At 67.3% G+C, this 15,793-nt stretch carries 17 protein-coding genes and 1 tRNA gene; 6 read left to right on the top strand and 12 right to left on the bottom strand.

The window, feature by feature from the left end; translation table 11 throughout:
• Positions 1–126 precede the first annotated feature (126 nt).
• The 5 genes from rplA to AC1DES_RS02025 form a co-directional block, all read right to left on the bottom strand.
• Positions 127–834: a 50S ribosomal protein L1 gene (gene rplA, locus AC1DES_RS02045; protein ID WP_091251962.1), complete on the bottom strand. Its 708-nt coding sequence runs from the start codon at positions 832–834 to the stop codon at positions 127–129.
• Positions 835–1,023: 189 nt separating this feature from the next.
• Entirely contained in the window at positions 1,024–1,455 is a 432-nt protein-coding gene (rplK, locus tag AC1DES_RS02040) for a 50S ribosomal protein L11 (protein WP_024365990.1), read from the bottom strand.
• Between the two features lie 128 nt (positions 1,456–1,583).
• Complete coding sequence (gene nusG / locus AC1DES_RS02035) at positions 1,584–2,423, bottom strand: transcription termination/antitermination protein NusG (protein ID WP_476894014.1); 840 nt, start codon at positions 2,421–2,423, stop codon at positions 1,584–1,586.
• A 113-nt stretch (positions 2,424–2,536) separates the two neighbouring features.
• On the bottom strand, positions 2,537–2,821 hold the full coding sequence (gene secE, locus AC1DES_RS02030; protein WP_476894013.1) for a preprotein translocase subunit SecE: 285 nt from the start codon (positions 2,819–2,821) through the stop codon (positions 2,537–2,539).
• Between the two features lie 76 nt (positions 2,822–2,897).
• A tRNA-Trp gene (locus AC1DES_RS02025) sits at positions 2,898–2,970 on the bottom strand.
• Between the two features lie 276 nt (positions 2,971–3,246).
• On the opposite strand from AC1DES_RS02025, the gene AC1DES_RS02020 reads away from it, so the two are divergent.
• On the top strand, positions 3,247–4,464 hold the full coding sequence (locus tag AC1DES_RS02020; RefSeq protein WP_476894012.1) for a pyridoxal phosphate-dependent aminotransferase: 1,218 nt from the start codon (positions 3,247–3,249) through the stop codon (positions 4,462–4,464).
• 508 nt (positions 4,465–4,972) lie between these two features.
• Here AC1DES_RS02020 and AC1DES_RS02015 read toward each other — a convergent pair.
• Both AC1DES_RS02015 and AC1DES_RS02010 read right to left on the bottom strand, forming a co-directional pair.
• A complete protein-coding gene (locus AC1DES_RS02015) occupies positions 4,973–5,647 on the bottom strand; it encodes a LuxR C-terminal-related transcriptional regulator (protein WP_476894011.1) in 675 nt (224 codons plus the stop codon).
• On the bottom strand, positions 5,644–6,933 hold the full coding sequence (locus tag AC1DES_RS02010; protein ID WP_476894010.1) for an ATP-binding protein: 1,290 nt from the start codon (positions 6,931–6,933) through the stop codon (positions 5,644–5,646). The genes AC1DES_RS02015 and AC1DES_RS02010 overlap by 4 nt, the downstream gene beginning before the upstream one ends.
• Before the next feature lie 124 nt (positions 6,934–7,057).
• Between AC1DES_RS02010 and AC1DES_RS02005 the strand changes: the two genes are divergently transcribed.
• The 5 genes from AC1DES_RS02005 to AC1DES_RS01985 all read left to right on the top strand — a co-directional run bounded on the left by AC1DES_RS02005 (position 7,058) and on the right by AC1DES_RS01985 (position 11,121).
• The gene (locus AC1DES_RS02005) at positions 7,058–8,626 is read left to right on the top strand and encodes a PspC domain-containing protein (protein ID WP_476894009.1); all 1,569 of its coding nucleotides are present in this window, start codon (positions 7,058–7,060) and stop codon (positions 8,624–8,626) included.
• Position 8,627: 1 nt separating this feature from the next.
• Positions 8,628–8,888, top strand: a complete 261-nt coding sequence (locus tag AC1DES_RS02000) for a hypothetical protein (RefSeq protein WP_476894008.1) — start codon at positions 8,628–8,630, stop codon at positions 8,886–8,888.
• Positions 8,889–8,891: 3 nt separating this feature from the next.
• Positions 8,892–9,146, top strand: coding sequence for a PspC domain-containing protein (locus AC1DES_RS01995; protein WP_476894007.1), 255 nt, complete (start codon positions 8,892–8,894; stop codon positions 9,144–9,146).
• A 186-nt stretch (positions 9,147–9,332) separates the two neighbouring features.
• Positions 9,333–10,358, top strand: a complete 1,026-nt coding sequence (locus tag AC1DES_RS01990; protein WP_476894006.1) for a 6-phosphofructokinase — start codon at positions 9,333–9,335, stop codon at positions 10,356–10,358.
• A 52-nt stretch (positions 10,359–10,410) separates the two neighbouring features.
• The gene (locus tag AC1DES_RS01985) at positions 10,411–11,121 is read left to right on the top strand and encodes a GNAT family N-acetyltransferase (RefSeq protein ID WP_476894005.1); all 711 of its coding nucleotides are present in this window, start codon (positions 10,411–10,413) and stop codon (positions 11,119–11,121) included.
• A 25-nt stretch (positions 11,122–11,146) separates the two neighbouring features.
• Here the strand turns inward: AC1DES_RS01985 and AC1DES_RS01980 are convergent, their stop codons facing one another.
• From AC1DES_RS01980 to AC1DES_RS01960, 5 genes are all read right to left on the bottom strand, one after another.
• Positions 11,147–12,679, bottom strand: a complete 1,533-nt coding sequence (locus tag AC1DES_RS01980; protein WP_476894004.1) for a DHA2 family efflux MFS transporter permease subunit — start codon at positions 12,677–12,679, stop codon at positions 11,147–11,149.
• Between the two features lie 82 nt (positions 12,680–12,761).
• Entirely contained in the window at positions 12,762–13,325 is a 564-nt protein-coding gene (locus tag AC1DES_RS01975; protein ID WP_476894218.1) for a PadR family transcriptional regulator, read from the bottom strand.
• Between the two features lie 144 nt (positions 13,326–13,469).
• Positions 13,470–13,874 (bottom strand): ankyrin repeat domain-containing protein, encoded by a 405-nt coding sequence (locus AC1DES_RS01970; RefSeq protein WP_476894003.1) that lies wholly within the window; start codon positions 13,872–13,874, stop codon positions 13,470–13,472.
• On the bottom strand, positions 13,871–14,953 hold the full coding sequence (gene ygfZ, locus AC1DES_RS01965; RefSeq protein ID WP_476894002.1) for a CAF17-like 4Fe-4S cluster assembly/insertion protein YgfZ: 1,083 nt from the start codon (positions 14,951–14,953) through the stop codon (positions 13,871–13,873). Before ygfZ ends, AC1DES_RS01970 begins: the two co-directional genes overlap by 4 nt.
• Positions 14,954–15,032: 79 nt before the next feature.
• Positions 15,033–15,767 (bottom strand): flavodoxin family protein, encoded by a 735-nt coding sequence (locus AC1DES_RS01960; RefSeq protein WP_476894001.1) that lies wholly within the window; start codon positions 15,765–15,767, stop codon positions 15,033–15,035.
• Positions 15,768–15,793 lie beyond the last annotated feature (26 nt).

Raw genomic sequence — 15,793 nt, 5'->3', positions numbered from 1 at the left:
AACCGGCGGCCCCGGCACTTCCAAGGAGTTTCCGTGCCACGGAATGCTCCGGCGGGCCACCGCCCGGGAAAGCAGAAAGACCGCCCCGCAACTGCGGGACGGTCTCTCAGCTCGTACTGGTGAGGCTTAGACCTCGGTCAGGACCTTGGTGACGTTGGGGTCAACCGAGATGCCCGGGCCGAACGTCGTGGCGACGGTGGCCTTCTGGATGTAGCGGCCCTTGGAAGCGGACGGCTTGAGGCGGAGGACCTCTTCCAGAGCGGCGGCGTAGTTCTCGGCCAGCTTGATGGCGTCGAAGGAAACCTTGCCGATGATGAAGTGCAGGTTCGAGTGCTTGTCGACGCGGAAGTCGATCTTGCCGCCCTTGATGTCGTTGACGGCCTTGGCGACGTCAGCGGTCACGGTGCCCGTCTTCGGGTTCGGCATCAGGTTACGCGGACCCAGGACCTTACCGAGGCGGCCAACCTTGCCCATGAGGTCGGGGGTGGCGACGGCGGCGTCGAAATCGGTCCAGCCGGCAGCGATCTTTTCGATCAGGTCATCGGAACCAACGAAGTCGGCGCCGGCAGCGATTGCTGCTTCAGCCTTGTCGCCCGTTGCGAAGACGAGGACGCGGGCGACCTTGCCGGTGCCGTGCGGCAGGTTGACGGTGCCACGGACCATCTGGTCGGCCTTGCGAGGGTCAACGCCCAAGCGGAAAGCGACCTCAACGGTTGCGTCGAACTTGGACGGGTTGGTGTCCTTGGCCAGCGTCACTGCCTCGAACGGCGCGTAGAACTTCTCCGCGTCGATCTTGGCTGCGGCTGCCTCATATGCTTTGCTGCGCTTTGCCATGCTGCTTATTCTCCTTGTGCAGTTGTGGTCTGCGGACCGCGCTGGGCCCTGCCACAGTCGGAATTCCGGCTGGTTAATCCGTTTCGGAAGTCCGATTTTTCAATGATTAGGTGGTGCCGGTCGCCCGGCGGTGCTGTCCGGCGTCGCGGTCGGTATTCCGAACCCGACACCGCATCAGCGGTGGGGGAATTAACCTTCGACGGTGATGCCCATGGAACGGGCGGTGCCGGCGATGATCTTCGCTGCGCCTTCAAGGCTTGTGGCGTTGAGGTCTTCCATCTTGGTAGTGGCGATCTCGTTGACCTGGGCCTGGGTCAGCTTGGCAACCTTGACGGTGTGCGGGGTCGGTGAACCCTTGGCAACGCCGGCAGCCTTCTTGATCAGTTCCGCAGCCGGAGGGGTCTTGGTGATGAACGTGAATGAACGGTCCTCGTAGACCGTGATTTCCACCGGGATAACGTTGCCGCGCTGGGCTTCCGTCGCAGCGTTGTACGCCTTGCAGAATTCCATGATGTTGACACCGTGCTGGCCAAGCGCAGGACCGATCGGCGGGGCCGGGTTAGCGGCACCTGCCTGGATCTGCAGCTTGATGAGGCCGGTGACCTTCTTCTTGGGAGCCAATGTAGGTCCTTCTCTCAAATACGTCCTGGGACACAGGAGCGTGCCTCAGGTTGGTGGCCGCCATGGCGAGGCGGCCGGCCGCCCCGTGGCTGCTAAGCGGGCAGTCCGGGGCGAATTCTGTGGGAAAGCTAGATCTTGCTGACCTGGTTGAACGACAGGGTGACGGGAGTCTCGCGCTCAAAGATGGAGACGAGCACCACAAGCGTCTGGGAATCGACCTTGATCTCGGAGATCGTGGCCGGAAGCGTCTCGAACGGACCTTCCTTGACGATGACCGATTCGCCGACCTCGAAGTCGACGTCGACGTGCGCGGCAGCGTGCTTGACCGGCTTGCCTTTCTCGGCCTGTTCTTCTTCGAAGACCGGGGCGAGCATGGAGAAGACCTCATCCAGGCGCAGCGGCACGGGGTTGTGGGCGTTGCCCACGAAGCCGGTGACACCGGGGGTGTGGCGGACGGCGCCCCAGGAGGCGTCCGTCAGGTCCATGCGGACCAGGACATAGCCGGGGATCCGGACGCGGTTGATGACCTTGCGCTGAGCGTTCTTGATCTCAACGACTTCTTCCATCGGAACCTGGATTTCGAAGATGTAATCTTCCATGTCCAGGGTCTGGATGCGGGTCTCAAGGTTTGCCTTGACGCGGTTCTCATAGCCTGCGTAGGAGTGGATGACGAACCAGTCACCCTCCTGGCGGCGCAGCTTGGCCTTGAATTCATCTGCCGGGTCAACTTCGGCGGCGGCAGCAGCTGCCGCCAGCGCGTCCTCGGACCCAACTGCAGCTTCGTCGGACTCGGCTGCAGTATCTACGGATTCGGTTGCCTCGTCCGCTGCTTCAAGCGCTGCGGCCTCGTCAGTGACGTCGGATTCGGGCGCAGCAGACACAGCCTCGGACTCTTCCGCGGCATCCACCGCGGCGTCCTGGCTCTTATCCAGCTCAGTCTCAGTTACCTCGAGCTCCTGCTCAGACACTTGGTCTCCTGCTTCCTCATTGCCTAACATGCCTATTTAAATGACTCAATTCCGCACACCCCGCGGAACCTCCGGTTTCCCGGGGCATCCACGCGGTCTGCGGACCGGTCGCCTTAGCGGTCCGTGGCGCCCTGGCTGCCGAAGACCCAGCTCACTCCGGTTCCGAAGGCCAGGTCCAGCAGGGTGACGATGAGCATCATGATGACCACGAACACCAGCACCACGAGCGTGTAGTTGATCAATTCCTTGCGGGTCGGTGCAACGACCTTCTTCAGTTCGCCGATTACCTGGCGGACGAAGAGTGCTATGCGAGCGAAGAAGCCAGCCTTGGCGGCGTTCTTGGCGGGGCGGCCTTTGGAGCTGCTTGCAGCTGTTTCGGTCACCTGGTCCTCACTCATCCTCGCAATGTCGGATACCCGGTTCTGAACTGAACCATGGTTGCTGCGCTGGTTCCGTTTTCCGGAACAGCATGCGCAGGGCAGACAGGACTCGAACCTGCAACCTGCGGTTTTGGAGACCGCTGCGCTACCAATTGCGCCACTACCCTATGGAGCGAAAAACCGTTCCAGCCGGCGTTTCCCCCAGATTTCCCTGAGGCGCAGACCATCATCGTGTTTTCAACACCGGAGAACCAGTCTACGCAACAACTGCGTCTACGTCGAACCGGCTGTCCGCGGACCCCGGCGTGTCCGCCGGAAATCAACTGAAAGCTTTCAGTCACATTTCCGGGCCGGCACCCCGGAGGATCCGGTGATCAGCATAGAGTAGATTCCGTCGAATCCCACATTCAGCCACCCAGCTGTAAGCGAAGAATGGACCTGCCATGTCTGCCGCCCGCATTTCCCAGCGCATTTCCGCCATAGCCGAATCCGCCACGCTGGCTGTCGATGCCAAGGCGAAGGCGTTGAAGGCAGCCGGCCGGCCGGTCATCGGCTTTGGCGCCGGCGAGCCCGATTTCCCGACGCCCGATTACATCGTGCAGGCCGCTATCGAGGCCGCCAGCCAGCCCAAGTACCACCGCTACTCCCCCGCCGGCGGGCTGCCCGAGCTGAAGCAGGCCATCGCGGACAAGACGTTCCGGGACTCCGGCTACAAGGCCGACGCGTCCCAGGTGCTCGTAACCAACGGCGGCAAGCAGGCCGTCTACAACACCTTCGCGACCCTGCTGGATCCGGGCGACGAGGTCATTGTGCCCACCCCGTTCTGGACCACCTACCCGGAGGCCATCCGGCTCGGCGGCGGCGTCCCGGTGGAGGTTTTCGCCGGGCCCGAGCAGGGATACCTGGTCACGGTCGAGCAGCTGGAAGCAGCCCTCACCGACCGCACCAAGATCCTGCTCTTCGTTTCCCCGTCCAATCCCACCGGCGCTGTCTACTCGCCGGAACAGGTCAAGGAGATCGGCCAGTGGGCAGCGTCCAGTGGCCTGTGGGTTGTCACCGACGAGATCTACGAGCACCTGACGTACGACGGCGTCCCGTTCACCTCCATTGCCACCGCAGTCCCCGAGCTCGGCGACAAAGTCGTCATCCTCAACGGAGTCGCGAAGACCTATGCCATGACGGGCTGGCGCGTGGGCTGGATGATCGGGCCGGCCGACGTCATCAAGGCCGCCACCAACCTGCAGTCGCACGCCACCTCCAACGTCTCCAACATCCCCCAGGTTGCCGCCCTCGCCGCGGTGTCCGGTCCGCTGACCGCCGTCGACGCGATGAAAGTCGCCTTTGACCGCCGCCGCAAGGCGATCGTGGCGGGCCTGAACGCCATCGAGGGCGTTGACTGCCCGACGCCGAAGGGCGCCTTCTACGTCTACGCGGACGTCCGCGCACTGCTGGGCAAGGAGTTCCCGTCGGCGAACGGCCCGGTCCGGCCCTCGACGTCGGCGGAACTCGCGGCCCTTATCCTGGACGAAGTCGAGGTTGCCGTCGTTCCCGGCGAAGCGTTCGGACCCTCCGGCTACCTCCGCCTCTCCTACGCCCTGGGCGACGACGATCTGGCCACTGGCGTCGCCCGGCTGCAGGACTTCCTCGGCAAGGCCAAATAGGACCTTCGCGCGGGACATGTCCAGCCCCAATGACCACCAGTGGACAGCATGCCACTCTGCCCACTCGTTGTGTTTAAGAATGAGCATGTCCAGAGGAGCTACCGTGCCACGGGACATGTCCAGCCCCCGCACCACGCACCGCAGGACATGTCCAGCCCCAATGACCACCAGTGGACAGAATGCCACTCTGCCCACTGGTGGTGTTTAAGAATGAGCATGTCCAGAGGAGCTACCGTGCCACGGGACATGTCCAGCCCCCGCACCACGCACCGCAGGACATGTCCAGCCCCAATGACCACCAGTGGACAGCATGCCACTCTGCCCACTCGTTGTGTTAAAGAATGAGCATGCCCAGAGGAGCTACCGTGCCACGGGACATGTCCAGCCCCCCCGCACCACGCACCACGGGACATGTCCAGCCCCAATGACCACCAGTGCACAGCATGCCACTCTGCCCACTGGTGGTGTTAAAGAATGAGCATGTCCCGAGGGGCCACGGGGCTGACGCTCAGAGGAGTCGTCGCTCGGCGGCCCACCGGGTCAGTTCGTGCCGGTTGGAGAGCTGGAGCTTGCGCAACACAGCCGAGACGTGGGTTTCGACGGTCTTGATCGAGATGAACAACTCCTTGGCCACTTCCTTATAGCTGTATCCGCGGGCGATCAGGCGCATCACCTCCAGCTCCCTGGCGGAAAGCCGGTCCAGTTCCCCGTCGGCGATCTCCGCGGGGGCTGTGCCGAAGGCGTCGAGGACGAAGCCGGCAAGGCGGGGCGAGAAGACGGCGTCGCCGCCCGCGACCCGGCGGACGGCATCGCTGATCTCCGGGCCGGAAATTGTCTTGGTCACGTACCCGCGTGCGCCGGCCCGGATGACCGAGACCACGTCCTCCGCGGCGTCGGAGACACTCAGCGCGAGGAACCGGATGCCGCCCAGCAGCGGCGCCGAACCTGCCAGCACTTCGCGTCCTCCTCCCCCGAGGCCGCCGGGCAGATGGACGTCCAGCAGCACGACGTCGGGACGCGCGGCAGCGATGACGGCAATGGCCTCCTCGACGGTTCCGGCCTCGCCCGCGACGACGATGCCGGGATCCAGGTCCGCTTTCAGCCCGGACCGAAAGATGGCATGGTCATCCACGATGACCACGCGGATCCCTGCGGCTGGATGCGTTGCTTCTGCGGTGTTCATGCTTTGCCCTCTCCGTTCTCCGCTGCGGCCGGTCCCGCGGAGGCGGGCAGCCGCAGCCGCACTTCGGTGCCGTCCGTGCTGCTGCTGATGGTGGCGGTGCCGCCGTGGCGGTTCATCCGCCCCGCAATCGATTCCCGCACGCCGAGCCGGTCGCCGGGGACCGTCTCCGGGTCGAAGCCGGGGCCGCGGTCCTTGACGAAGACCTCAGCGGCGCCGTCGGTTACTTCCAGGTACACGGAGACGGCGCCGCCTCCGTGCCGGGCAGCGTTCAACATGGCCTCACGGGCCGCCTGGACGAGCGCCTCGTGGCGTTCGGTCATGGCGCAGTCGCCGACGCTGACCACTTCCACAGCCTGCCCCTGGGCGTCCTCGACCTCAGCGGCTGCGGCCTTAATGCCGGCGGACAGCTGGCCGGCTTCCTTGCCGGGGTCCCGGTAGAGCCAGCCCCGCAGCTCACGCTCCTGCGCGCGGGCCAGCCGCACGACGTCGTGCTCGTTGCCGGCCCGCCGCTGGATCAGGGCCAGCGTCTGGAGCACGGAATCGTGGAGGTGGGCGGCAATCTCGGCGCGCTCCGTGGCACGGACCCGGCCGGCGCGCTCGGTTTCAAGATCGCGCCAGAACTTCAGTCCCCAGGGAAGCAACACGAGGGCCACGCCCCCGAGGACGGCCACCGAGGAGAGCAGTGCCAGCCAGGTCTGTTCCCAGGAACCGGAGCCTGAGACCATCAGCAGCACGCCAGCCACCACCAGTGCCAGCCCCGCGGCGAGGCGGACCCAGCCGCCTGCCTGGTCGGCTTTGGTCTTGTCCACGAGGCCGGCCCTGCGGGTCTCGTCCAGCTGCATCCAGGCGATCGCCGCGCCGCCCAGGATGGCTGCGGCCGGGATCAGGGTGCCCAACGGAACGTCAAAGCCCAGGAGCCGGGCGATGAGGATTCCGGCCGCCAGGAGGAGTCCTGCGCCCAGCAGGATCTCCTTGCCGAACGGGACCGCCGGCCCCCGGCTCCACATGAATCCTGAGGGGGGTGCCCCGGGGACGCTCACCGCCGGGGCTATTGGCGACGCCGGCCGCGGGCCGGTTCTCTTCGCGCTTTCGTCCGCCGTGGGAACCATGATCCAGAGCCAGGCGTAGAACGCCACTCCGGCGCCGCCGGCAAGCGCGGCCAGCACCATGCCGATCCTGACCATGCTGACCGGCCAGCGAAGGTGGTCGGCGAGGCCGGCACAGACGCCTGCAATCACACGGCCGCCGCCACGGGTCAGCGGCGGGCGGGCAGCGGCAGTTGTCATGCATCAATCCAAGCACGGATCGGGGTTCCCGGGCGGCGTTTCCGGGCTCAACCGGGGGCCGTTCAGGGATGAGTCAGGGTGTTCCCCAGTAGAGCGGCAGAGCCGGAAACGGAAGGATCGAGGTATGAACGATTCCACCCCGTACCCAGCTGAAGGCCAAGGCTCCGCAAACGGCGTCCCCGGCCGTCCGGACGGCTCGTCCTTCCCGGCGTCGGTCCCCACCTCCCCATCCCCCTCCCCCTCGGCGGAACCGGCGAGCGCGCCGGATGGCGGCGGGTCCGCCCCGGAGCCCCCGCCGCTCAATCCGCCCGGTGGCCCGGGCACGCCAGGCACCCCGGGCACCCCTCCGCCGCCCTACTACGGCTACGGCTCGACGCCGCCGCAGGAAGGCGCCCAGCCGCAGCACTTCTTCGACTGGATCCGCAGCCAGGGAATCTCGCGCGGAAGGGAGCGGTGGATCGGCGGCGTCGCCAGCGGCGTAGCCCAGCGGCTCGGCGTCGATCCCCTGATCGTCCGCGGCGTCCTGATTGTCCTGACCATTTTCGCGGGCGTCGGCGTGCTCCTCTACGGCCTCGCCTGGGCCTTCCTGCCGGAACCCGATGGCCGCATCCACGTCCAGGAGGCCGCGGCAGGCCGGTGGACCGCGGGCATGACCGGGTCGCTGATCACCACGATCATCGGCTTCCCCAGCCTGGGCAACGGCGTCTGGGGCTGGGACCGTTACGGCTTCGGCGCCTTTGTCTGGACCGCCGTGTGGGTGGGCGCCGCCGCCTACCTCGTCTACTACCTGACGCAGCGGAACAAGGCCCGGCACGGGAACCCCTCCATGGCATCGAGCGACCTGCCCGGCGTCCCCGCAACCCCGCTCAACCCGGCAAACACCGGCGATGCAGCCCCCTTCCCGGGCGCGTCCAGCGTGCCGGCTCCCGGTCCGGCCTGGGGTCCGCCTCCGCCCTACGGACCCGTCCCGCCGTCCGGTACCGTCCCGCCCTACGGCCCCGTTCCTCCTTCCGGCGGCTACGGCCCGATGCCCGGCGGAACTCCGGGACCGCAGGCCAGGCGCCGCAATCCGGGACCCGGCACCCCCGCCGTCGCCATGACGGTCGGCGCGGCCCTGCTCGTGGGCGGCGGCCTCAAAGCCCTCAACGCCGCCAACGTGATCGATCTTGGCACCTCCGGCAACGCCCTGGTCTGGGCGGCCGGAGCGGCCGTCCTTGGCCTCGGCATCCTGGCCGCCGGGCTAAGGGGCCGCACCGCGGGCATCCTGGGCTTCTTCGCCGTCGTCGCACTGATCATCGGCGGGATCTTCAACGTGGTGCCGAACGGGGACCGGTTCCGGCTCCAGAACGCAGACTGGACACCCGCCAGCATTGAACAGGCCCGGAGCGGCTTCGATATCACGGGCGGGACGGGGACTGTCGACCTGACAAAGCTGGCGCTGAACCCGCCGCTGGGCGCCGACGTCGTCGTTCCCATCGACGCGACGGCCAGCAACCTAACCGTGGTGATCCCCGACACCGTCCCGGTGCAGGTCCAGGCGGACATGACCATGGGGAACCTCCACGAAGGCAGCCAGGACCATGGCGGCATGACGAACCAGCAGAGCGACTACAACACGGCCAAGCCGGGGGCCCGGCTGGTCCTCAGGATCTCCGGGACCGTCAGCAACGTGACCATCAAGGAAGGCAACTGAAATGTCCAGCTATGACCCTGAAGTCCAGGAGCGCCAGGCGCCGGACGGACCACGGCCCGGCGCCCGCGTTGGCACGGTCGTCTGGGGACTGATCGTGCTGGCCCTGGCCGCGCTGATCATCATTTCCCGGCTCGGCATCGTCGCCCTTAACGGCACGTACGTGCTCATCGGCCTGATGATCGGCGCCGGGGCCGCCCTCGTGATCGGCGGGCTGCTGTCAGCGCGCGGACGTGACAAAAAACCAACCACAGGGAAGTCTTGAACCATGGATAAGTTCTTCAGCATCGTCCGGGGCCTAGGCCTGAAACGCGGTCCGCAGCGCTGGCTGGGCGGCGTCTGCGGCGGCATCGCCGCCAAACTGAGTGTGGACGTGGCGTACGTCCGCATCGCCTACCTGCTCCTGAGCCTGCTTCCCGGCCCGGCTTTCGTCTTCTATCTCGCGGCGTGGCTGATCCTCCCGGACCAGCGGAACGCCATCGTCCTCGAGAACTTCCTCCAGAGGCGCTCCAGCCGACCCTGACGCCGCCCCGTGCGGGGCGGCCCCACAGGAGCCGGGCGCCAAGTGAAGGGGTGTCCCTGCCGTCCAGGCAGGGACACCCCTTCGCTGTAACCGTTTGTGTCCCGGCCCACATGCGCCACTAGACTCTAGGTGAGCTCAGCGTGGCGCTCTGCCTGTATACCTTCGAACCAGGATTTGAGCCGAGACATGAAAATTGGAATCCTCACCAGCGGCGGAGACTGCCCCGGACTGAACGCCGTGATCCGCGGCGCCGTCCTGAAGGGCATCGCCGTGCACGGCCACGAATTCGTGGGGTTCCTGGACGGCTGGCGCGGCGTGGTCGAGGGCGACATCATCGACATCCCGCGCGCCCTGGTCCGCGGCATCGCTAAGCAGGGCGGGACCATCCTCGGCACCTCCCGGACCAACCCGTTCGAGAACAACGGCGGCCCCGAGGTCATCAAGGCAAACATGGACCGGCTCGGCATCGACGCCATCATCGCCATCGGCGGCGAAGGCACCCTCGCCGCCGCGAAGCGCCTGACCGATGCCGGCCTGAAGATCGTGGGCGTCCCCAAGACCGTCGACAACGACCTCGACGCCACCGACTACACGTTCGGCTTCGATACCGCCGTGGAGATCGCCACCGAGGCAATCGACCGTCTGCGCACCACCGGGGAATCCCACCACCGGACCATGATCGCCGAAGTGATGGGCCGCCACGTCGGCTGGATCGCGCTGCACGCCGGCATGGCCTCCGGCGCCCACGCCATCCTGATCCCCGAGCAGAAAGCCTCGATGGAACAGATCACAGAGTGGGTCGTCTCGGCCCGTGACCGCGGCCGCGCGCCTCTGGTCGTCGTCGCGGAGGGTTTCGTCCCCGAAGGCCAGGAGTCTCCGCACTCCGAGCGCGGCCTGGACACTTTCGGCCGGCCGCGCCTGGGCGGCATCGCCGAACTGCTGGCCCCCGAACTCGAGGCCCGGACCGGCATCGAGACCCGGGCCACGGTGCTGGGGCACATCCAGCGCGGCGGTGTGCCCACGGCCTTCGACAGGGTCCTGGCCACCCGCCTCGGCATGGCCGCAATCGATTCCGTGGTGGAACAGCGCTGGGGCACCATGGTGTCCCTGAACGGCACCGACATCGTCCACGTCGGCTTCGACGCCGCACTGGGGAACATCAAGTCCGTGCCGCAGGGCCGCTACGACGAGGCCGCGGTCCTCTTCGGCTAGGCGTCCCCCGGCGGCTGGGCATCCACCGGCCGCGGCTGGGTAGGGTTGAGGCATGACTCTTGCGCCCGGTTCCGCTGAAATCATCCAGCTCGCGTGGGCACGCCGGCTGGGACTCGACGACGGCGCTTTCGCGGCCGCCGCGGGCCGCCGCCTCACCCGGGCCGATGAAGCAGCCCGCTCCCTGCAGTTCGTCCGCCTGTTTGGCAGCTCCGCCCTGGTCGGGCCGCAGTGGGCCATCGACGGCGCCGCCGGGTACTCGGACGAAGAGCTGGCGCAGCACGTCACGCTGCTGACTATCACCCGCGGGCACGGCGGCCACGGGCTGGGCGCCGCCGCGCTGTTCTTCGCCGACGAGCTGCCCTTGCAGCAGCCCTCGGAGGAGCTGACTGTCTCGCACGGCAACCCGGAAGCGATCGAACTCGAAGCGCTGTGCCCGCCGGACGATGTCAACGAGGTCGGCCTCGCGGACCTCGAGCACCGCTTCACCATCATGCACATCGAAGACGGGCGCCGGACGCCGGTGGCCTGCGGCGCCTACACCGAGTGGGAGGGCATCCTGGCGCAGCTCGGGGTACTGGTGGCTCCTGAGTGGCGGCGCCTCGGCATCGGCACGCTGGCGGCTTCCATAGCGGCCCACGAGGCCCTGGCCTCGGGCCTGACGCTGCAGTGGCGCTCCGACGTCAGCAACAAAGGATCGCTGGCCCTGGCCCGGAGTCTGGGCTTCACCGCCGGCGGCATCCAGACCAGCGTGCTGCTCGGCTGATCCGGATGCCGGCCGGGGCCGGCCTCTAGCTGGGTTCTGCCGCGGCCCGCTCGGCGCTTGAGGGTTCCGCAGCCGCCGGAACCGTGCCCGGGGTTCCCCAGCCCTGAAGGGCCTTGGGTTTGGCGAAGAACAGCGCCACGGCTGCGCCAAGCAGGATCACCGCCGCGGGCAGCATGATGGACTGGCCCATCGCCGTCGAGAACCCCTCGTGCAGCGCCTCGGGCAGTGTGCCGCCGAAGGCCATGGGGCTGGCCTTGCCGGACCCGCCCGGCGCCGCCGGAAGCTCCGCCGCGAGCCGCGACTGGATGAGGACGGCAATGGCCGCGCTGCCGAGGACCGCGCCGATCTGCCGCGTGGTGTTGTAGACACCCGAGCCGGCGCCCGCCTGCCGCGGCGGCAGGTTGCGGGTGGCCGTGGAGCTCAGCGGGGCCCAGATGCCTGCGTTCGCGAACCCCAGCACGGCACTGGGCAGGAGGAACAGCCAGATCGGGGTGTCCGGGTGCATGAGGGAGGAGTTCCAGAACAGCGCCACCGACATCAGGACCAGGCCGGCCGCCGTGATGTACTTCGGGTTGACCCGGTCAATGATCCGTCCGACAACCGGAGCCAGGCCTCCTGAGATCAACGCCATCGGGACCATCATGAGCGCTGACTGGGTGGGGGTCAGGCCGCGGACAATCTGGTAGTAGAAGATCAGCGGCAGGCTGAAGGCTGTCACCGTGAAGCCGACCGTGGTGATGCCGATGTTGGCCAGGGAGAAGTTGCGGTCCTTGAAGAGCGAGAGCGGCAGGAGCGGTTCGCCCTTGTTGACCCGCTGCCATACGACGAACGCAACCAGGACCACGATGCCGGCGATGATGAGTCCCCACACCGTGATGGGGCCGGTGATGGTCCCCCAGTTGTACGTTTCGCCCTCCTGGATGCCGAACACCACGAGGAACAGCCCGACGGCGCTGAGCAGCACCCCCGGGATGTCGAACTTGTGCGGGTGGGTGCTCAGGGCCGGAACGAAACGCAGGGCCAGGATGAAGCCTGCGATGCCGACGGGAATGTTGATGAAGAAGATCCATTCCCAGCCGAGCCCGTCCACGAGGACACCGCCCAGGATCGGGCCCACCAGCGTGGCGACGCCGGCCGTGGCGCCCCAGATGCCCATGGCCGCTCCGCGGCGGTCCGGCGGGAAGATGCGCGTGATGACAGCCATGGTCTGCGGAGTCATCATGGCCGCGCCGAGGCCCTGCAGCACGCGGGCCTCGATGAGGGTCTGGACGTCCCCGGAGAGCCCGCACCAGAGCGAGGCCGCGGTGAAGACCACCAGGCCGGACAGGTAGAGCTTCTTCGGGCCGAAGCGGTCGCCGAGCCTGCCGGTGATCAGCAGCGGGACGGCGTAGGCCAGAAGGTAGGCGCTGGTTACCCAGATCACCGAGTTGATGTCAGCGTGCAGGCCTTCCATAATGCGCGGGTTGGCCACCGATACGATGGTGGTGTCGATCAGGATCATAAAGAAGCCGATCACCAGGGACCAGAGGGCCGGCCACGGCCGGGCTACGTTTTCCATGGGGTTCCTTAGGGTGCTGATGGGGTGCTTGATGGGGTGCAAGGGGATGGTGGCGTTGTCATTGCCTGCGGCTCAACGGCGGCTACCACGGCAGTTCGCCCGACCCGAGCTGGTCCTGGAGGCTGCGGATCCAGCCGATCTCGCAACGCAGCATGGCCTGCTGGTACTGGACGTCGATCCAGTACTTCCGTTCCACGCCTTTCCCGCGGACCAGCTCCTCCGCCGAGGCCAGGAAGTCGAGCTGTTCCTGCAGGCTCTGGAGCCGCCGGTCCAGGAGTTCGACGACGACGTCGGCCGGGAGGTTATAGGCTTCGGCGACGGCGAGCGGGAAGGATGGGTACTCGTTCGCGGGATTGGCGAGCATGTCCTGCAGCCGCTGCGTGAGCGCTTCCCGGCCGGCGGCCGAGATGGTGTACGTGGTGCGTTCCGGGCGGTTGCCTTCCCGGTCCGTTCCGGTGGCGTCGACCAGGCCGTGCTCTTCAAGGCGGCCGACGGCGTGGTACAGGGTTCCGGGGCGCACCTTGACCAAGCGGTCCTCATGCCTGGCCATGAGGAGCTGGTACATCTCGTAGGGATGCATTGGTTCTTCCACCAGCAGTGAGAGCGCGGCGACGCCGAGCGGCGTCAGGGATGTGGCCCGGGCCATGGTCCAGTGTCCTTCGTGGGCGTGTATTTCAAGGTCGGTACTTCGCATCGATTACTCCACCACGACTATTCCACATGGAGTATTGCGCTGCAAGCCGGAGCAGAGGGTCCGTGGCCGGCCGGCGGGACGCCCGGCCGTCGGCGCTCAGCCCAGGAGCGCGAGGATGTCCGTCCGGGCAAACATATGCGCGGCTGCCCGTGCGGAGGGAGTGCCGCCGTCGGGGTCGGCGCCCGCATCGAGAAGCTCCCGGGCGACGTCGGTGTATCCCTTGAAGACGGCCCCGGCCAGGGGCGTCTGGCCCCTGTCGTTGGCCGCGTTAGGGTCGCCGCCGTGGTCCAGGATCACCCGGACCGTGTCCGGGTGGCCATGGTAGGCGGCCAGCATCACCAGGGAGTCGCCGGCGGCGTTGGTCAGGGTCGCCGGGGCGCCCGCGGCCAGGTAGCTGCCCAACAGTTCCGTGTTGCCCTCGCGCGCAGCCTGGAAGAGTGCGTGCGCCAGGGCCAGCGTCTCGTCATCGGGCGCGCCGTCCGCAGCGTTGTCCGCGGTCACCGGGTCCCCCTCAGAAATCCGGTCTGGCGCCCCACAACCTGGCCGGCGTCGGGCGCCACGATGAGCTCCTGCGCCGCAGTGTAGGGCTCGTCGCCGTCGAGGACGGTCAGCACCTCCTCCGGGGCCACGGACCGTTTGATGACAGCGAAGGCCACCGGTCCCATTTCGTAATGCTGCGCGACGGAGGTCACGGTACCGACCTTCCGTTCGCCCGCGCGGACCTCGCTGCCGACGGCCGGCAGCGTGTGCTGCGAGCCGTCGAGCTGCAGGAACACCAGCCGGCGCGGCGGGTGGCCCAGGTTGTGGACGCGGGCGACGGTTTCCTGTCCCTTGTAGCAGCCCTTCGCCAGGTGCACGGCCGTGCGCAGGAGATCAAGTTCGTGCGGAATGGTCTTGTCGTCGGTTTCCGCACCCCACCGGGGACGCCAGGCCGCGATCCGCAGCGCCTCCGCTGCCAACGCTCCGGCCAGCGGCCGGTCACCGACCGTGGTGTCCAGCTCCGCGGCCGGCACCAGGTACTCGAACCACGGCCGCTCCAGGCCGGGGTGGGAGTCCTCGCCCACGACCGCGTAGGAGTAGCCGCCTACGCCGACATGCGGCCACGGGTCCACCCAGACCTGCAGCGCAGACCACTCCGGGATGCGCCGGGTGGAGCCGAGCACGGCCCAGTCCGCCGAGACATCGGCGATCTCGACCCGGAGCATGAATTTCATCTTGTTCAGCCATTCGGCGAGGGGGCCGGCCTCGGCTCCCTCGACGATCAGCCAGGTGGCTGCGCCGTCGTCGACCACCCGGGCGTCGAACTCGATCCGGCCCTGGACGCTGAGCAGCAGCAGTTCGGTGGACTGGCCCGGGGCCAGGTTGGTCAGCTGCTGGGAGGAAAGGGTGTTGAGCCAGCTGAGGCGGTCCGGACCGCTGACCGTCACCACGCCGCGGCAGGAGAGGTCGACGACGGCGGAGCCGGCAGCCAGCGCGCGCTGTTCCCGCAGCGGTTCGCCGTAGTGGGAGGCGACGCCGGCATCGGCGCCAGCGGCTTCGACGGCGCCCGGGCGCGACAACAGGGGGCTCTTGGTAGTCATACTGGGGGAACGTCCTTGGGTCGGCGGGTATTCCGGTCCCGACATGCCCGGGCACCGGCGCTTCGTCCGACGGGCGGGCTCAGCGGTATTCCGGGTTGTCGAAGTCGAACCGGGTTCCGGACTTCCAGGCCTCCGGGAGGTTTCCGTAGGCGGGGATCCCCCCGGCGTCCTTGAGTATCCGGGCCAGGTGCAGCAGGTTCCAGGTCATGAAGGTTGTGTTGCGGTTCGTGAAGTCGCTTTCCGGACCTCCGGAGCCTTCGTCGAGGTAGCTCGGACCCGGCCCGACGGCGCCGATCCAGCCGGCGTCCGCCTGCGGCGGTATGGTGAAGCCGATGTGCTGGAGGCTGTAGAGGACGTTCATGGCGCAGTGCTTGATGCCGTCCTCGTTGCCGGTGATCAGGCAGCCGCCGACCTTCGGGTAGAACGCCCACTGCCCTTTGGAGTTCAGTTGCCCGGAGTGGGCGTAGAGGCGCTCGATCAGCTTCTTGGTCTGTGAGGAGTTGTCGCCCAGCCAGATCGGTCCGGCGACGATCACGATATCCGCCGCCTGGACGGCCGGGTATAGCTCCGGCCACTCATCGCTGGCCCAGCCGTGCTCGCGCATGTCCGGGTATACGCCGCTGGCGATGTCGTGGTCCACGGTCCGGATCACGCGGGTGGTGACGCCCTGCCTCTCCATGATCCGGCGGCTCACGTCGATCAAGCCCTGGGTGTGGGATCTCTCCGGGGACTTCTTGAGTGTGCCGTTGAAATACACGGCCGTGAGGTCGCTGTATCCGGCAGTATTCGCCGTGGCATTCGCTGTGTCATTCACTGGGTTTCTCCCTGCTCGCTGGGACA

This window comes from Arthrobacter sp. 05T442 (genome assembly GCF_056395945.1).
This window is presented reverse-complemented; position numbering and strand designations above follow the sequence as displayed.